Source organism: Nonomuraea phyllanthi, assembly GCF_006334985.2.
GTDB classification, from domain to species: domain Bacteria; phylum Actinomycetota; class Actinomycetes; order Streptosporangiales; family Streptosporangiaceae; genus Nonomuraea; species Nonomuraea phyllanthi.
In genome coordinates this window covers 265,279-283,439 of record NZ_VDLX02000003.1, presented here as the reverse complement: position 1 = coordinate 283,439, position 18,161 = coordinate 265,279, and the positions used below count along the sequence as shown (strand labels likewise).

The 18,161-nt window shown below is 71.6% G+C and carries 13 protein-coding genes; 9 read left to right on the top strand and 4 right to left on the bottom strand.

From position 1 onward, the window contains the following. The first annotated feature begins 47 nt into the window (after positions 1-47). The 7 genes from FH608_RS10270 to FH608_RS10240 are packed head-to-tail and all read left to right on the top strand — an operon-like array spanning position 48 to position 8,344. Positions 48-1,214: a hypothetical protein gene (locus FH608_RS10270; protein ID WP_139630189.1), complete on the top strand. Its 1,167-nt coding sequence runs from the start codon at positions 48-50 to the stop codon at positions 1,212-1,214. Continuing rightward, positions 1,211-3,337, top strand: a complete 2,127-nt coding sequence (locus tag FH608_RS10265) for a serine/threonine-protein kinase (RefSeq protein WP_139630188.1) — start codon at positions 1,211-1,213, stop codon at positions 3,335-3,337. Before FH608_RS10270 ends, FH608_RS10265 begins: the two co-directional genes overlap by 4 nt. Next, positions 3,328-4,143 (top strand): PP2C family serine/threonine-protein phosphatase, encoded by an 816-nt coding sequence (locus FH608_RS10260; protein WP_226899245.1) that lies wholly within the window; start codon positions 3,328-3,330, stop codon positions 4,141-4,143. The genes FH608_RS10265 and FH608_RS10260 overlap by 10 nt, the downstream gene beginning before the upstream one ends. Positions 4,144-4,163: 20 nt before the next feature. Next, on the top strand, positions 4,164-5,447 hold the full coding sequence (locus tag FH608_RS10255) for a vWA domain-containing protein (RefSeq protein ID WP_139630187.1): 1,284 nt from the start codon (positions 4,164-4,166) through the stop codon (positions 5,445-5,447). After that, positions 5,447-6,100 (top strand): FHA domain-containing protein, encoded by a 654-nt coding sequence (locus tag FH608_RS10250; protein WP_139630186.1) that lies wholly within the window; start codon positions 5,447-5,449, stop codon positions 6,098-6,100. Before FH608_RS10255 ends, FH608_RS10250 begins: the two co-directional genes overlap by 1 nt. A 25-nt stretch (positions 6,101-6,125) precedes the next feature. Next, a complete protein-coding gene (locus tag FH608_RS10245) occupies positions 6,126-7,541 on the top strand; it encodes a hypothetical protein (protein WP_139630185.1) in 1,416 nt (471 codons plus the stop codon). Further along, complete coding sequence (locus tag FH608_RS10240; RefSeq protein ID WP_139630184.1) at positions 7,538-8,344, top strand: transporter substrate-binding domain-containing protein; 807 nt, start codon at positions 7,538-7,540, stop codon at positions 8,342-8,344. The genes FH608_RS10245 and FH608_RS10240 overlap by 4 nt, the downstream gene beginning before the upstream one ends. A gap of 70 nt (positions 8,345-8,414) precedes the next feature. Here the strand turns inward: FH608_RS10240 and rpoD are convergent, their stop codons facing one another. Both rpoD and dnaG read right to left on the bottom strand, forming a co-directional pair. After that, on the bottom strand, positions 8,415-9,518 hold the full coding sequence (gene rpoD / locus FH608_RS10235; RefSeq protein ID WP_394367669.1) for an RNA polymerase sigma factor RpoD: 1,104 nt from the start codon (positions 9,516-9,518) through the stop codon (positions 8,415-8,417). Positions 9,519-10,107: 589 nt separating this feature from the next. Then, positions 10,108-12,909, bottom strand: coding sequence for a DNA primase (dnaG, locus tag FH608_RS10230; protein ID WP_139630183.1), 2,802 nt, complete (start codon positions 12,907-12,909; stop codon positions 10,108-10,110). 168 nt (positions 12,910-13,077) lie between these two features. Between dnaG and FH608_RS10225 the strand changes: the two genes are divergently transcribed. Then, entirely contained in the window at positions 13,078-13,965 is an 888-nt protein-coding gene (locus tag FH608_RS10225) for a M23 family metallopeptidase (RefSeq protein ID WP_193318331.1), read from the top strand. On the opposite strand, the gene FH608_RS10220 is transcribed toward FH608_RS10225, so the two are convergent. Beyond that, on the bottom strand, positions 13,931-15,088 hold the full coding sequence (locus tag FH608_RS10220) for an NAD(P)/FAD-dependent oxidoreductase (protein WP_193318330.1): 1,158 nt from the start codon (positions 15,086-15,088) through the stop codon (positions 13,931-13,933). The genes FH608_RS10225 and FH608_RS10220 overlap by 35 nt on opposite strands. 68 nt (positions 15,089-15,156) lie before the next feature. Next, positions 15,157-16,377 (bottom strand): deoxyguanosinetriphosphate triphosphohydrolase, encoded by a 1,221-nt coding sequence (locus tag FH608_RS10215; protein WP_139630181.1) that lies wholly within the window; start codon positions 16,375-16,377, stop codon positions 15,157-15,159. A gap of 80 nt (positions 16,378-16,457) precedes the next feature. Here FH608_RS10215 and FH608_RS10210 point away from each other — a divergent pair, with 80 nt between their 5' ends. Further along, entirely contained in the window at positions 16,458-18,161 is a 1,704-nt protein-coding gene (locus FH608_RS10210) for a M48 family metalloprotease (RefSeq protein WP_139630180.1), read from the top strand.

The following is an 18,161-nucleotide window of genomic DNA, read 5'->3' as shown; positions in this document are numbered from 1 at the left end:
CGTCGGGGGCCCGTCTCACGGGGAGCGTGATGAGCCTGGGACCACCCATGAGCAGGGAGGGTGTCGAGCACGCGCTGCGCGCTCGCGCCGACGAGCGTGACCGCATCTCGGGCGACCTGCTCGATCTCGAATCCCACACCACCTACCAGCTGCTCAAGGGCGCCTCCTTACGCGGGGCGACCGGCGGGAGATGGGCGGCGGCGCAGGAGTCGCTGGCCACGCTGTGGTCGCTGAACGACGCGTACCGATCCGTGTTGCGCGAGGCCGAGCGGATCAGGGGCGCCCGCTCCAGGCCGGGCGCCGATGAGCTGGCGGAGCTGACCGCGCTGCTCACGGGGCCGTCGGTGGTGCTGCGGGCCGCGGCCAAGCCGGTCGAGCAGCGCTCGCTGCTCCCGCAGGCGGACGAGCGGCTGACCCTCGACGAGACCGTGACCCGCATGGACGCCGCCTTCCGCGAGGTCACCTCCGCGCTCACCGACATCGACGCGGTGTGGAACGCCGTCCTGCCCCGCCTCGACGCGGCCGAAGCCGACCTGCGCCACGTCCGCGACCTCGTCCGCGAGCTCGGCGAGGGCTCCGTCCCTGCGGACCAGGAGGCCGAGCTGGCGCGGCTGCGCGCCTCGGTGCTGGAGGACCCGCTCGGAGCGTCCGTCGAGCGCGACCTCGACCGGCTGGCCCGGCTGCTGGCGGACGCCCGTACGGAGCTGGAGCTGGCGCTCACCGTCAAGGGCGAGTACGCCCGGCGCAGGGAGGACCTGCTGGCCGCGCTCGACCGGGTGCGCGCGGCCGAGAGCGAGGCCCGGCTGGCCCACGGCGCGGTCGTCGTCAAGATCGCCCTGCCGCCGCAGGCGCAGCCGCGCGGCCGGGCCGACGCGCTGGCCGACGAGCTGACCGCGCTCGACGCCTCGACCGGCACCTGGGTGCTGCGGGCCAAGCGGCTGGCGGCGCTGGAGGACGACGCCCGCCGGGCCGCCGAGCAGTCGCACGCCACGGCCAGGGCGCTCTACGGCCTGGTCGGCAGGCGCGACGAGCTGCGCGGGCGGCTGGGCGCCTGCCAGGTGATGGCGGTGCGCAAGGGCCTGGCGGAGGATCCCGCGGCGTCCGACCTGTACGAACGGGCGCGCGCGCTGCTGTGGAGCGCGCCCTGCGACCTGACGAAGGCGGCGGCGGCCGTCGAGACGTACCAGCGCGCGATTCACGGAGGTAAGGGATGACCCGCTGCGCGCAGCCGGGCTGCACGGGCACGATCGAGGACGGCTACTGCGATTTGTGCGGCCACGCGGCGAGCGCGCCCGCGCCCGCCCCGGCCCCCGAGGCGTCCGTCCCGGTCGCGACCCAGCCGGTGAGCAGGTCGGCCAGCTCGCCGGCGAGCGGCAGCGGCAGGTCGCGGGCCGGCCGGCTGGCCACCATCGCCGATCTGCCGTCGGTGCCCTACCGCGACCCGGCCACCGCCGTGATGCCCGACCCCGTGGTGGCCGAGGAGAAGCGGTTCTGCGCGAACCCCCAGTGCGGCAAGGAGGTGGGGCGCTCCAGGGAGGGCCGGCCGGGCCTGACGGACGGGTTCTGCCCGCACTGCCGCACGCGCTTCTCCTTCACCCCGAAGCTCGGCAAGGGCGACCTGGTGGCGGGCCAGTACCGCGTGCTGGGCTGCCTGGCGCACGGCGGGCTGGGCTGGATCTACCTGGCCTCCGACGAGAACCTCGACGGCATGTGGGTGGTGCTCAAGGGCCTGCTCAACACCAACGACCCGGAGGCGCTGGCGGCGGCGGAGGCCGAGCGGAAGTTCCTCACCACGGTCGACCACCCCAACATCGTCAAGATCCTCAACTTCCAGGTGTCGGGCGGCTTCGGCTACATCGTCATGGAGTACGTCGGCGGCCAGTCGCTGCACGAGCTGCGCCGCCAGGGCGCGCTGCCGCTGCGCGAGGTCCTGATGTACGGGCGGGAGATCCTTCAGGCGTTCGCCTACCTGCACGAGCACGGCATGGTCTACTGCGACCTCAAGCCGGCCAACGTGATCAGGGTCGGCCGGCGGCTCAAGCTCATCGACCTGGGCGCGGTGCTGCCGATCGGCGCGCCGCCCGGGTCGGGGTGGGCCACGCGCGGCTACCACGCCCCCGAGGTGGAGAGCCGTCCCGCCGCCGCCACCGCCGACCTCTACACCGTGGCCAGGACGCTGGCGGTGCTGGCGATCCCGGGGTTCGTCCCGTACGCGAACGGCAGGGTGACGCCGCTGCCCGAGGACTGCGGGCACCCGTCGTTCACCCGGCTGCTGCGCAAGGCCACCGCCGACGATCCCGCCCACCGGTTCCAGAGCGCCGAGGAGATGGAGGAGCAGCTCATCGGCGTGCTGCGGGAGGTGAGCGCTCTCGAGGACGGCGTGCCGTACCCGGCGCCCTCGCCGATGTTCGGTCCCGAGCGGACCGCCGTGGGCACGGCGCTGTCGGACCGGGCCGACCGGGTGTTCGGGCCGCTCGACCCGGTGGCGGTCGCGCGCTCGCTGCCGGTGCCGCTGGTCGATCCGGCCGACCCGGCGGCGGGTTCGCTGGCCGGGCTGCTCGGCCGCGACGGCAAGGAGCTGATGGACCAGCTCGCCGCGCTGCCCCAGACGCCCGAGACGAAGCTGATGCGGGCCAGGCTGCTGGCGGAGGCCGCGGCGGACGAGGCCCCGGTCGCGCTGAGCGAGCTGGAACGCGAGCTGCCGGGCGACTGGCGGGTGACCTGGTACCGGGGGGTGCTCTCGCTGGCCGCGCACCAGCCCGACCAGGCCGTGGCGATGTTCGACTGGTGCCTGTCGGCGCTGCCCGGCGAGCTGGCGCCGAAGCTCGCGCTCGCGCTCGCGCTGGAGTGCGCGGGCAAGCCGGCGGCCGGCTGGCACGCGGGCGTCTGGCAGACCGACCATTCGTACGTGAGCGCGGCGTTCGGGCTGGCCAGGGCGGGCCGGCTGGGCATCCTGGACGAGGTGCCGGCCCACTCGGTCTACCGGGTCCCCGCGCAGGTGGCGCTGGCGGCCTCCGTCGTGCGGCGGCCCGACCTGGCGAGCCTCGCCCCGGCCGACCTGGTGGCGGCGGTGGACCGGCTGGCCAGGCAGTCCGACCTCGACGCGCGCCGCCGCGACCTGCTCACGGCCGAGTTACTGGCCTCGGCGCTGACCTGGTTGGAGAGCAACCCCGCGCCGGGCGGGGCCCAGCTGGCGGGCGCGCCGTTCACCGAGCCGGGGCTGCGCAGGCGGCTGGAGTCCATCTACCGCAGGCTGGCCGTCGCGGCGGACTCCCGACAGGAGCGCCACGCGCTCATCGACCAGGCGAACGCCGTACGACCGAGGACGTGGTTGTGATCTGCCCCGTGTGCGAGACGCCGGTGATGGCCGGCTTCACCTACTGCGAGGCGTGCGGGCACGCGCTGGGCTCGCCGGCCTGCGCGTGGTGCGGCGCGCCCGCGGTCGACCAGGACGGCTACTGCGAGCGGTGCGGGCTGCGCCAGCCCACCGGCAGGGACCACGCCGAGCTGGAGCTCGACGGCGGCGCGGCGGCGGTGACCGACCGGGGGCTGCGCCGCGCCCGCAACGAGGACGCGATGGCCCTGCTGGCGGCCGGCGACGCGGTGGTGACCGTCGTCTGCGACGGCGTGGGCAGCTCGCCGCGGGCCGACGAGGCGTCGGCGGTGGCCGTCGAGACCGCCTCCGCGGCGCTGGCCAGGGGGCTGCCGCAGGAGGAGGCGTTCGGGCTGGCGGCGCGGGCGGTGGCCAAGCTCGCCACCTCCGTGAACGACGCGCCCGCCTGCACGTACGTGGCCGCCGTGGTCCGGCCGGGCCGGATCTCGCTGGCCTGGGCCGGCGACACCCGCGCCTACTGGCTGCCCGGCGGCGTCCTGCTGACCGAGGACGACGCGGTCGAGACCGGCGAGATCACCGCCTGGCTCGGCGCCGACGCCGTCGACGTCACGCTCCACGTACGCGCGTTCGCCCCGCGCGAGCCCGGCCTGCTGCTGGTGTGCAGCGACGGCCTGTGGCGCTACCTGGACGGCTACGCCTTCCCCCGCGCCGGCACGCCGATCGAGATGTCCCGCGAGATGCTGCGGCACGCGCTCGAATCCGGCGGGCACGACAACGTGACCATCGCCTTGATCCCTCTGACGCCTTGACCCCCTTATAGGAGTGACGCATGGCTGACCAGCCCGCTTTCACCTTGACCATCGACCAGAACAAGTACCTCCCGGTCGACGGCCGGGAGGTGCACGCCATCCTCACGGTCGGCTCCACCGGCGGCATCACTGTGCAGGCCGGCCCCGCTGAGGCCGCCGAGGTGATCATCGTGGACACGTCCGGCTCGATGAGCGGAGGCAAGATCCGCGAGGCCAGGCAGGCCGCCACGACCGCCGTGCAGACGCTGCGTGACGGGGTGAACTTCGCGGTGGTCGCCGGGACCCAGAAGGCCAAGGTCGTCTATCCGGGCGGCGACGGGCTGATCAAGGCGAGCCCGGCGACCAGGGCCGAGGCCGCGCGGGCGATCAGCGGGTTGTCCGCGCGCGGCGGCACCGCCATCGGCGAGTGGCTGAAGATGGCGGGCCACCTGCTGTCGGCGCATCCGTCGGCGATCAGACACGCGCTGCTGATGACCGACGGACAGAACAACGAGCGGCCCGACGTGTTCGCCTCCGTGCTGGCGGCCTGGAGCGGCAAGTTCGTGTGCGACTCGCTGGGGGTGGGCGACGACTGGGTGCCCGCCGAGCTGCGGAAGGTGGCCGAGGCGATGCTCGGCACGTTTGACTTCGTCCGCAACCAGGGGGATCTGTCGGAGTTCTTCCGCAGGTTGACGCAGGCGTCGATGAGCAAGACCGTGGCGGACGTGTCGCTGCGGGTGTGGGTGCCGCAGGCCGCCACGCTGAAGTTCGTCAAGCAGGTCTCCCCCACGCTGCTCGACCTGACCGGCAAGCGCACCGACGTGAACCCGCTGACCGGCGACTACCCGACCGGCTCGTGGGGCACGGAGGAACGCGAATACCACATCTGCGTGGAGGTGCCGCCGGGGCAGGTGGGCCACGAGATCAGAGCCGGCTGGGTCAAGCTCGTACGCCCCGACACCCAGGAGGTCCTGGCCACCGGCAACGTGCTCGCCCAGTGGACCGAGGACCTGGCGCAGTCGACCCGGATCAACAACAAGGTCGCCCACTACACCGGCCAGGCCGAGCTGCACGAGCTGATCCAGGACGGCCTCAGCGCCAGGGCGATGGGCGACGTCGACACCGCGACCGCCCGCCTGGCCAAGGCCAGGCAGCTGGCCGCCGCGTCGGGGCGTGAGGACACCGCCCGGCTGCTGGAGAAGGTGGTCGAGATCGACCCGGCCACCGGCACGGCCCGGCTGCGCAGGAACGTCGACAAGGCCGACGAGATCGAGCTCGACACCGGCTCCGTCCGTACCAGCCGGCTGCGCAAGGAAGGAAGCTGATGGCGACCTGTCCGCAGGGCCACCCGTCGGGCGCCGACGACTACTGCGACGTCTGCGGCGCCCAGATGACCGGCGTCCCCGCCCCGCAGCCCCAGGCCGCCGCCAACCCGCAGGGCACGGCGAGTGCGGCGCCCGGGGCCGCCGGCTCGTGCCCGGTCTGCCAGACGCCGCGGGCCGGGCAGTTCTGCGAGGTGTGCGGCCACGACTACTCCGGCACCAGCGCGCCCGTCTCCTTCGCTGCGGCCGGAGCCCGGTGGGAGGCCGTCGCCGCCGCCGACCGCACGTACTACGAGAAGGTCATCGCCGAAGGCGGCCCCGACGCGAGCACGATGGCGTTCCCGCCGTACTGCCCCGAGCGCTCGTTCGCGCTGACCGGCGAGCAGGTACGCATCGGGCGGCGCAGCAGGGCCAGGAACGCGAGCCCCGAGATCGACCTGACCGGGCCGCCCGAGGACCCGGGCGTGTCCCACCTGCACGCCGTGCTGCTGGGGCAGCCGGACGGCTCGTGGCTCCTGGTCGACCCCGGCTCGGCCAACGGCACCCAGCTGAACGGCCGGCCGGTCACGGTGAACGTGCCGGTCCGGGTCGGGCCGGGCGACCGGATCCACCTGGGCGCGTGGACCGTCATCACCATCAGGGAGGGCACGCCGTGACCACCACCAGCGGGGAGGGCGCGCCGTGACCCTGGCACCGCCCCAGGCCCATCAGCCGCCCCAGCCGCCCCCTCCGCCGCCGGCGGCACCCGCTCCCGCCGCGGCGCCGGCGAGCGCGCCCGTACGGCGCAGCGTGCCCGGCAGGATCCGGATCATCACCGGCGTCACCGTCGCCGCGCTGGCCCTGCTCTTCACGGCGCTCGCGGTCGGCAGCGCGACCGCCCGCGAGGGCCTGCGGGTCATCGGGCGCGACGCGGGACCGCAGGTGATCGTCACCGCGAAGCTCTATCTCGCGCTGAGCGACATGGACGCGCAGGTGGCCAACGTGCTGGTGATGGGCGACCAGTACGCGCAGCCGCGCAAGGAGGCGCTCGAACGCTACGACGAGCAGCGGTCCAGGGCCAACGAGGCGCTGATGCAGGCGCTGTCGCTGGCCGACACCGACGCCGAGCGCGCGACCGTCAAGTCGGTGCTCGACCTGCTGGGCCGCTACGACCGGCTGGCCGGCCAGGCGCTGCTGCTCGACGAGCAGTCCGGGCACGCCCCGGGCCCGCCGCCCCAGAACGTGGTGGAGGCCTACCGCGGGGCCACCAAGCTGATGCGGGTCGAGCTGCTGCCCCAGGCGTACAACCTGACCCTGGAGAGCGGCACGATCGTGCGCGCCACCTATGACGAGAAGGACGTCATGGTGCCTCTCCTGCGCGACGCGGTGGTGCTGGCCGGGCTGCTCGCGCTGGGCTGCCTCATCTGGCTGCAGATCTTCCTGGCGCGGCGCTTCCGCCGCGTCTTCGGGCCCGCGCTGCTGGTCGCGACCGTGACGACCGTGATCGCGCTGCTGTCCGGGATGAGCGTGCTCGGCAAGGACCAGGACGCGCTGCGCACGGCCAAGCTGCGCGGGTTCGACTCCGTGCTGACGCTCGCCAAGGCCCGCTCGATCAGCAACAGCATGCAGGGCGACCAGAGCCGCTACCTGCTGGACAAGGACTGGGCCGACACCTACGAGCACACGTTCCTGGACAAGGCGATGACGGTGGTCTACTTCGACGCGGGCAACCTGCGGACCTACCACCAGAAGGTCGCCACCGGCTCGACGGACTTCCTCGGCCTGCTCGGGCCGCAGCTCGTCGGCAAGCAGGGCGTCGATGCGCACAAGGCGTACCGCGCCTTCCAGGCCGCCGACGCCCGGTTCCGGCAGCTGGTGACGAGCGGCCGCACCAACGCGGCGGTCGCCGAGCGGCTCGGCCCGGTCACCACGGCGTTCGACGCCTACGACCGGGCGCTGCTGGAGCTGTCCGCCCGGCACCAGGCCGAGTTCACGCGCGCGATCGAGTCCGGCGAGGGCGCGCTCGACAACCTGTGGCGGCTGCTGCCGTTCGCGATCGGCGGGATCGGCCTGCTGGTGATCGCCGGCGTGTGGCCACGACTCAAGGAGTACCGGTGAAGCGGGCGCTGCTGGTGGTGCTGGCCCTGGTCGCGACGGCGGTCGCGGGCTGCGGGACGGACGAGGAGGAGTCGGTCCTCGACAAGGACCAGATCGTCATCGCCGTACGGCCGGACCTGCCGTCGGTCGGGTTCCGGCGGCCGGACGGCGGGTTCGAGGGCTTCGACGTGGACGTGGCCGCCTACATCGCCCGCAAGCTGCACAAGCAGGCCACCTACGTCGCCGTGCTGGCGGCCGACCGCGCGGCGGTGCTCACCCAGGGCAAGGCCGACATGGTGCTGGCCACCTTCACGATCGACCAGAAACGCAAGAAGGACGTGCTGTTCGCGGGGCCCTACCACATCTCCTACCAGGACATCCTGCAGCGGCCCGACGAGTCGTTCAAGGACGTGCGCGATCTCAGGGGACGCCGCATCTGCGAGGTCAAGGGCTCGAACGCGGCCGAGCGGGTCGTCAAGGAGCGGGAGGTCGCGGCGCAAGTGGTGCCGTTCGACGACTACAACGGCTGCCTGGCGGCGCTGAAGAGCCACCGGGTCGACGCGGTCACCACCAACGACGTCATCCTGGCCGGGCTGGCCGCCCAGGACGGCTCGGGGCTGAAGCTGGCCAACGCGCAGTTCAACGAGCAGCGCACCGGGGTCGGCATGCGCAGGGGCGACGTGGCGGGGTGCGAGGCGGTCAACCGCGCCATCACCGACATGTACCAGGACGGGACGGCGAAGCGGCTGCTGGACCGCTGGTTCGGCAAGTCGGGGCTGGACCTCTCGACGGTCGCCGTGCCGCAGTTCGAGGGCTGCTCCTGAGCACGGCTCCGCTCGAAAGCGGACGGGCCCGGGCGGTGATCGCCCGGGCCCGTCCCTTCCTGGATCCTGATCAGTCGAGGTAGTCCCTCAGCATCTGCGCGCGCGTCGGGTGGCGGAGCTTGGCCAGGGTCTTCGACTCGATCTGCCGGATGCGCTCGCGCGTCACGCCGAACTCCCTGCCCACCTCCTCCAGCGTGCGCGGATGCCCGTCGGCCAGGCCGAAGCGGAGCTGGATGATGCGCTGCTCGCGGTCGGACAGCGTGGCCAGGATGTCGTCGAGCTGGTCCTGCAGCATGATGAAGGCCGCGGCCTCCATGGGCACGACCGCGTCGGCGTCCTCGATGAAGTCACCGAGGTCGGAGTCCTCCTCGCCGATCGGCGACTGCAGCGACACGGGCTCCTGGGCGATGCGCTGGATCTCCACCACCCGGTCGACCGGGAGGTCCATCTCCTTGGCGATCTCCTCAGGGATCGGCTCGCGGCCGAGGTCCTGGTGGAGCTGGCGCTGCACGCGTACGAGCTTGTTGATGGTCTCCACCATGTGCACGGGGATGCGGATCGTCCGCGCCTGGTCGGCGATGGCGCGGGTGATCGCCTGCCGGATCCACCAGGTGGCGTAGGTGGAGAACTTGTAACCCTTGGTGTAGTCGAACTTCTCGACCGCACGGATGAGCCCGAGGTTGCCCTCCTGGATCAGATCCAGGAACAACATGCCGCGGCCGACATAGCGCTTGGCGATCGACACCACGAGCCTGAGGTTGGCTTCGATGAGCCGTTGTTTGGCCCGGGTGCCCTGCCAGACGAGCTCCCTGAACTCCGGGAAGGCCAGACGCGAAACCCCGGCGGCCAGCTTGTCCTCGGCGAACAGGCCGGCCTCGATCGACTTGGCGAGCTCCACCTCCTCCTCGGCGGTCAGCAACGGCACGCGGCCGATCTCCCGTAGGTAGATACGGACGAGATCGCTGGTCGGCGCCCGCTTGCCGACGTCTTCCTCATCGGCGCGGGTGGACTCCTCATCGCCCTGAGGCTCGAGGACCTCCACGCCGTTCTCGGCGAGCATCCGCACGACGCGTTCAAGCGCGTCGGACGGCAACTCGGACCGGTCAAGCGCGGCGGCGACGTCATCGACGGTTACGCTCCCGCGCTCCCTTCCTTTCGCGACGAGGTCCGCCACCTGATCTACCGATGGCGGCCCGCTCGGCAGCACCGATGCAGCACCCACGGGAGACAGTCTGCAGTATTGGTTCCATCAAATGGCAGACCCATTTTTGTCACCGAAGGTAAGAACGATCGTCCTTACCGAATTGAGATCACCAATAGGTTTGGCCGGAGTTTGATCAGGAAAGTAAAGTCAATTACGCGGTCTGGTTTCAGGCGCCCGGCGACACCCCCCGGCCGGACGCGACTTCTTCGCTGCCTTCTTCTCGACGGTCCTCGCCTTTGTGCGGCATTGGACCGCGCCAGATTTCCCGGTCAACCACCCTGGTTTGCGGCTTGGATCGCAGCCGAACTGTTACCTGAGCGGCCGTGCGATCTGCCCGGTTATTGATGGTTTCGTCCGAATTTTCCGCCCGCGCTGCCGGTGCCTCGAAACACTCCGTCACGGCCCGGAGGCGCCGCCTGGCCCAGCGGGGACAAGCCCGACTGTGGAGCCGGCTTGAAGCGATGAGGAGGCTCGGAGCGAAGGGGCGGCGTCGAGCGGCGGACCGGTTTCCAGCGATGGGGTGAGCTTCCGGCGATGGGGTCAGCTTCCGGCGGTGGGGTCAGCTTCCGGCGGCGCGGTCGCGGAGGACTCGGCGCTGCTGCTCCAGCGCCACCAGCTCCCCGAACAGCTTGTTGTACTCCTGCTGCTCCTCCACCGGATTGAGCCGCTGGATCCGCGACTTGACCTGCGCGATCGCCCGGTCGACCGCGATGGCCTCGATGGCCGCCAGCATGGCCCCGGCGTAGCGCTCCTCGGCGTGCGCGTCGGCCTGGATGGGCTCCACCGCGAAGCGGGTCACCAGCGCCCGCGCGCCCTCCTCGTGCGCGTGCTCCAGCAGCAGGTCGACCCACTCCCGCCCGCCGTAGGCGCCCGCGACCACGCCGCCGGCGGCCACGATGACCTTGTGCAGCGCCACGTGGTCGACGGCCGTGAACGCCTGCGGGTCGAGCGCGTCGAAGCGGGGCCCCAGCAGCGCCGGGCGCTGCACGGCCAGCTTGAGCAGCTCGCCCTCCACGCGCACGCTCGGATCGACCGGCGCCGCCCTGGGCGCGCGCCGCGCGCGCCCCTGCTGCGCCCCGCCCACCTCGGCGATGCGCTGCATGACGAAGCGCTCGTCCATGAAGCCCAGCCACCGGTCGAGGTCGACGGCGTAGCGCTTGCGCAGCCCCACGTCCTTGATGCCGGCCACGATCGGCGCGGCGGCGTCGAGGGCGGCGATCTTGCCCTCGTTGCTGCGCAGGTCGTAACGGGAGATCGTGCTCCTGATCGCGAACTGGAAGAGCGGCTCCCTGCTGGCGATCAGATCGCGCACCGCCGCGTCGCCCTGCTTGACCCGGAGGTCGCACGGGTCGAGCCCGTCGCCCTGCACCGCGACGTACGTCTGCGTGACGAACTTCTGCTCGTCGGCGAACGCCCGCAGCGCCGCCTTCTGGCCCGCCGCGTCGCCGTCGAAGGTGAAGATCACCTCGCCCCTGAACTCGGCCTGGTCGAGCAGGAACCTGCGAAGGATCTTGATGTGCTCCTCGCCGAACGACGTGCCGCACGTGGCCACGGCCGTCGGCACCCCGGCCAGGTGGCAGGCCATCACGTCGGTGTAGCCCTCGACGATCACCGCCTGGGAGCGCTTGGAGATCTCCCGCTTGGCAAGATCGATGCCATAAAGGACCTGGCTCTTCTTGTAAAGCGGGGTGTCAGGAGTATTGAGATATTTCGGGCCGTCGTCGGAATCGAGCAACTTCCGCGCCCCGAATCCGATCACGTCCCCGGTGGCGTCCCTGATCGGCCAGATCAGCCGCCCCCTGAACCGGTCGATGGGCCCCCGCCGCCCCTCCTTGGCGAGCCCGCCCTTGACGATCTCCTCGGCGGTGAACCCGCGGCCGAGGAGGTGGCGGGTGAGCGCCTCCCACTCGGCGGGCGCGTAGCCCACCCCGAACGTCTCGGCGTCGGCCCGCTCGAACCCCCGCTCCGACAGGAACCGCCGCCCGGGAGCCGCGTCGGGCTCGAGCAGCTTGTCGGCGTAGAACTCGGCCGCCGCCTTGTGCGCCTCGACCAGCCTGGCCCGCTCGCCGTGGTCGCGCCTGGGGACGTAGCCGCCCTGTTCGTACTGCAGATGGATGCCGGCCCGCTGCGCCAGCCGCTCGACCGCCTCGCCGAACGACAGGTGCTCGATCTTCTCGACGAACGTGATCACGTCGCCGCCTTCGGAGCAACCGAAGCAATTCCCTGTCAAAATGTTGTCTTCCAGGACAAATGCATGTCCGTGGTCGACGGTTGCGCAGAACACCTCTTCGACTCGGTCAGTCTCCTCGACCGACTGCACCATCCAGCCGCGCCTCGCGAACGCCTTCGCCGCTCCGGCGAACCTCAAGCGATGCTCGTCGATCAGGAAGAAGTCTTCGGTGAGATCCTCGTTGACCAAGTGAACGCGGAAGATCGAGCTTGGCTCCCTCCCGGGAGAACCAACCCTGACCTGCTCCGTTATGCCATACGTACTGATGCCGAGCCTGGTGCATACGGCGCGGACGAACTCCAGCGTCGCCTTGTCTGCGCAGTTGAGCATGATCGTGCCATCGTTGGCGACATGTCCATCGGCAGCCAGATAACCCGCGAGCCAGCCGTAAAGGTACGGAACGGACTCATCCAGCGAAGGGAGCTCCTTGAAAAACCGCGGCAGGTCGTGGACCAAGAGCTGCCTGCTGTTTCCCGAGGCTCCTTCGGACCCCTCGGTCACATAACTGAGAGGGAACCACTTCAGCAGCTGAGCGTCCTTGACGCTGTCGAGTGTCGCTCTGCTTCCCGTGGCGGCTCGGGTGCCGTCACCGAAGGTGATTCCATGGGCGATGCCAAAGGGAGACGGGGTGGTGCGCTTGACGCGTGAACCTGGGAACACCGTGACAAGCCGATGGCGCCGCTTGAGGTCCTTGGTGATGACCTCCGCCCGCTTGTCCTGCCGTCGCCCGGACCGCACGAACCAGCGGTGCTCGGGCGTGGCGAAGATCTCCTTTCGCTGCCCGTTGCGGCTCAGCACGATCTTCATCAGCGGCTGGACCCCGAAGGACATGAACGGCGCGTCCACCCATGTGCCGTCCGATGCCAGGATCCGATGCACCCCTCCCGCCAGTTCGGCGATGGGGCGCACTCCTTCCCACGTCATGACTCGCGTCTCCGCGGCCAGGCAGAAGTACATGCCGCGCTCGGGGGTGACGTTGAACGACGGGGTCTTCTCGTCGTGGAAGGGGCACAGGCCCTTGAGGTTGCCACCCCCCGCGTTGCGCAACTGGATGTGCTCGCCGATCACGTCGGCGATGGGGGAACGCTCGCGAACGAGCGCGATGTCGACATCACGGATCCGGCCAGCCACGCCGGTGAGTCTATTCCGCCCCGCCGACGCTTTCGGCCGTCCGGGTGCGCCCCGGGGAAGGCGGGCGTTACCTGTGGGTTGCGAAAGAGGGAAACCTGCTCGGCGAGGCCCTTGCGTCGGCTACAAAGGTAAAGGTTGTCGGTGGAAACGGTGACACGGGTGGAGATCATGCGATCGGGGCATATCGGACAATGGGCGGCCGTCACGGGCGTCGTGCTGCTGACCGCCGCCTGTTCGCAGGCCACCGGGCTGGCCGGGGTCAGCGCCGACTCGCCGTCCACCGCCCCGCCCTCGACGAGCCCCCCGGCGTCCTCGACCCCGACGCCCACGCCCACGGCGGAGCCGCAGGCGGCCGAGCAGCCGCCCAAGGGCGGCGACCCGGTCAGGGTGCCGCCGCCGAAGGTGTCGAAGTACAAGTACACGTTCCCGGTCAAGGGCTGCAGGACGACGTACCAGCGCAAGCTGCTCGTGCTGCCGAAGACGACGATCTGGGCGCAGGAGGGGTGCGCGTTCGTGGCTCCGATCGGCGGCGTCGTGGACGAGGTGAACATCCACAACAGGTGGAGCCCCGCCACGGACGCGGGGGCCGACCGCGAGGGCAGGTTCGTCACGATCGTCGGTGACGACGGCGTGCGCTACCTCGGCGGCCACCTCGACACGGTCGCCGACGGCATCAAGCCGGGCGTCCGGGTCAAGGCGGGCCAGGTGCTGGGCCGGGTGGGCAGGTCGGGCAACGCCCGCGACACCGCGTCCAACCTCTACTTCGCGATCTCGTGGAGAACGGGTCCCGCCTACTGGTGGGTGCGCAGGGGCATGGTCGAGCCCTGGGACTACCTCGACGCCTGGCAGTCGGGCAACCGCACGTACTCGCCCAGGGAGGAGACCCTGGCACTGCGCGGCAAGCTGGGCGAGACGCCGGGCTGCACCGTGCAGTGCTCGTCGAAGAAGGTCCCCCAGGCCGGCAAGACGCCGGCGCCGAGGAAGAAGAAGGAGAAGGTGAGGGAGGAGGATCCGGAGAGGATCATCCCGACGATAGCTCCTTTTGGTCGACAATGACCCCCGACCTGATCAGCTCCTGGATCTCGTCCACGACGTCCCAGACGTTGACGTTCATGCCGGCGATCACCCGGCCGCCGCGCAGCCAGTACGCGATGAACTCCAGGCTCTCCGGCTCGCCCCGGTAGACGATCTCGTCGTAGCCCTCGATGACGCCAGAGAACTCCATGCCCAGCTCGTACTGGTCGGTGTAGAAGTACGGGACGAGGTCGTGGACCACGTCCTGGCCGAGCATGGACCTGGCCGCGACGGGGCCGCCGTGCAGGGCGTTGGCCCAGTGCTCGACGCGCAGGTGGCGCCCGTACAGCGGGTGGAAGGACTCGGCCACGTCGCCGGCGGCGTACACGTCGGGGTGCGAGGTGCGCAGCGCGGCGTCGGTGCGGATGCCGTGGGCCACGTCGAGCCCGGCCTCGCGGGCCAGCCCGACCTCGGGCACGGCGCCGATCCCGACGATCACCATGTCGGCGGTCAGCCGCTCGCCGGAGCTGAGGCGCACGCCGGTGCCGGTGATCTCGGCTGCGGCGGTGCCGAAGCGCAGGTCCACGCCCTTGCCGGCGTGCAGGCGGGCGAACAGGGCGCCGAGCTCGGGGCCGAGCGCGCCGTTGAGTGCGGTGGGCTCCGGCTCGACGACGGTGACCTCGCAGCCGGCCGCGCGGGCCGCCGCGGCCGTCTCCAGCCCGATCCAGGACGCGCCGACGACGAGCACCCTGGGGGTGGCGGCGAAGCGCTCCTTGAGCGCCTCGCTGTCCTGGACGGTACGCAGGTAGTGGGCGGGCCCCGGCAGGCGCCGCGGGGTGGCGCCGGTCGCGATGAGCAGCTTGTCGTACGGCTGGCGCGACCCGTCGCCGAGCCTGACCAGGTGGTGGTCGGGCTCGATCCGGGTGACGCGGGTGCCCAGCCGCAGGTCCACGCTGTTGTCCGCGTACCACTCGGAGGAGTGGACGAAGATCTTCTCTCTCTCGCTCCTGCCCTGCAGGTACTCCTTGGACAGCGGCGGTCGCTCGTAGGGCCGTTCGGTCTCTGCGCCGATCAGCACGATCTCGCCGTCGAAGCCTTCCTCCCGCAACGTCTGCGCGGCCTTCGCTCCCGCGAGCCCGGCGCCGACGATCACAAATGTGGCCATGGGCGCAGTATCCGCCCCCTGAGGTCCCGAGGAAAAGCCTGGTGGCCAGGCTCATGGAGAAAGCTTGGTCACCGCGAGAGCCTGTGGTGCCACGCCACCGCCGAGGTGTCGGTGAGCGAGGCGATCTGGTCGATGACCACCCGGACGCGGGCCGCGTCGTCCCGGGCCTCCAGGTATGCGGGCCGGAAGGCCGGCTCCAGCGTGCCGGGCGCACCGAGCGTGATCATGGAGGCCAGCTCGGTGATGAGCTCGCGCTGCCTGGCCTGGTTGGCGTTGTGGTCGGTGGTGGTCATGACGTAGTGGGCGGTCACGCCCTTGAGCAGCGCGCACTCCAGCCTGGTGGCGCGGGGGACGACGAGGTCGGCGCGGTGGCGGGAGCCGTACGCCTCCTTTGTGGCGGTCTGGGCGGAACGGCAGAAGCGCCCGATGAGCCCGCTCGTGAGGGCCTTGAGCCCGGCGAGGTCGGCGAGCGTGGCCTCGAAGCGGTGCGGCCAGAGCGGGTCGGTGATCAGCCTGGCGAAGATCTCCTCCAGCTCGCCGCAGTCGGCGTACGGGGCGTACCAGGTCCGGGTGGTCTCGCACACCCGCGCGCGCTCGGCCGGCGAGCGCAGCGCCTCGGGCGTGACGTGGCCGGAGTGCAGGGCGTCCTCCAGGTCGTGCACGGAGTAGGCGACGTCGTCGGCCCAGTCCATGATCTGCGCCTCGAAGCTCACCCGCCCGTCCGGGGCGCCGTCCCTGATCCACCGGAACACGGGCAGGTCGTCCTCGTAGACCCCGAACTTCGGGGACCTCTCGCACGTCCACGGGTACTTGATCGAGGCGTCGAGCGCCGCCCGCGTCAGGTTGAGGCCGGCGCTGCGGCCGTCCTCCGTGACGACCTTGGCCTCCAGCCTGGTCAGCAGGCGCAGGCTCTGCGCGTTGCCCTCGAAGCCGCCGCACGAGGCCGACAGCGCGTTGAGCGCCACCTCCCCGTTGTGCCCGAACGGCGGATGCCCCAGGTCGTGGGCCAGGCAGGCGGTCTCCACCAGGTCGGGGTCGACGCCGAGCGTGGCGCCCATCTCCCTGCCGACCTGGGCGCATTCGAGCGAGTGGGTGAGCCGGGTGCGCGGGATGTGCTGGCCGCCGCCGAGCGTCTCGCCGGGGCCCACGACCTGCGTCTTCGCGGCCAGCCTGCGCAGTGCCGCGCTGTGCAGCACCCGGGCCCGGTCGCGCTCGAACGCGGACCGCTCGGGATTGCCGGGAGGTTCCGGGACCCAACGCTCCTGATCGTGCTCGTCGTAGTACGGCATTGCTTGCGTGATTTTATCCAGTTTCGTCTCTCCGCTAGTGTCGAGCCTCGCGAGAACCCATTCCCCGGGAGCCCTCCCCCATGACGACAGCGTTCCGAGCAGTGCTGGCCTTCACCCTGCTCGCCGGCTTCTACGTACTGGTCGGCCTCATCCTGGCCGCCGCCGTCTTCTTCGACGTCCTGCTCATCGTGGACTTCCACGCCAACGCGCTCAAGTTCGCCATCGTCCTCACCCTGGCAGCCGGCGCGCTCGTCCGCGCCCTGTTCATGGTCAGCCGCCGCCAGGGCGGCGACCAGCCCGGAGTGCCGGTCGGGCGCGAGCACGAGCCGGTGCTGTGGCAGACGGTCGAGGAGCTCGCCCAGCGCGTACGCACGGCGCCGCCGGACGAGATCCGGCTGGTCGCCGAGGTCAACGCGGCCGTGTCCGAGGACACGCGCTGGCTCGGGATGAGGGCGACGCGGCGGCGGATGTTCATCGGGCTGCCGCTGCTGCAGACGCTCACGGTGGACGAGATGCGCGCGGTGCTCGGGCACGAGCTGGGCCACTACAGCGGCGCCCACACGCGGCTCGGCGCGCCGGTCTACCGGGGCCGGGTCTCGCTCATCGCGACCGTCCAGGGGCTCGGCAACCACCCGTTCGTCCAGCGCCTGTTCACCTGGTACGCCAAGCTCTACTTCCGGGTCTCGCAGGCCGTCTCGCGCAAGCAGGAGCTGGAGGCCGACCAGTTCGCGGTCGCGATCAGCGGCCGGCAGGCCATGGCGGGCGCCCTGCGCAAGATCCACGCCACCGCCGCCGGCTGGGACCTGTACGTCGGCGGCTACCTGTCCATGACCGGCGCGGGCGGCGCCCGTCCCGCCTCCGTGTTCGGGGGCTTCCACGCCCTCATGAGCGACCCCGAGCGGCAGGCCGCGATCGCCAAGCTGGGAGAGGAGCCGGAGGAGGTCTCGCCGTACGACTCCCATCCCAGCCTGAGCGAGCGCCTGGCCGCCATCGAGCACCTGCCCGAGCCGCCGCACGTGCCCGACCCCCGCTCCGCGCTGACGCTGCTGCGCGACGCCAACGTGGCCGTCCAGGCGGTGGAGCAGTCCATGTGGACGCCGCAGGCGCTGCAGGAGCTGCGGCCCGTCTCGTGGGAGGAGCTGGTCTCCGCCGGCATGTACGCCGCCCGCAACGCCGACGCCCTGCACGACCTGGCTGTGGCGGGGCAGCGGGTGATGGGCGCCGCGCAGCCGTACCTGGACGCCGCCTTCGAGGCGATCGCGCGAGGGCGGCAGGCCGAGCTGGAGGCCGCGCTGCGCGAGCAGGGCTGGAAGCCGTCGGAGACCCTGCTCGCCGGGGTGCTGGGGCAGGCGCTGGAGGCGGTGCTGATCCAGTTCGGGCAGGCAAGGTGGACCCTGTCGTGGTCGGGGCCGGCGCGGCTCCTCTTCGACGACGGGGAGGAGGTGGCGCTGTCGGAGTACGCCGCGCAGGTGGCGGCCAACCCGGCGGCCGTGCCGGGGCTGCGGCAGTGGCTGGGGGACCAGGGCATGCGCGCCGACTACATCCCCGTACGGGAGCCGGCCGCGAGCCCGGCCGACGCGTCGCCGGCCCTGCCTCCGGGCCCGCCATCGGACGCACCGTCCGCCGCCCCGGTGGGAGCGCCGGCCGAGATGCCGCCGGGGGTGCCGGCGGGGATGCCGTCAGGCGGGCCGTGGAGTGCCCCCTCAGACGCGCCGTCGAGTGCGCCGCTGGGCGCGCCGACGGACGCGCCGTCCGGCCCCGGCCAGGGCGGCCAGGCCTCGTAG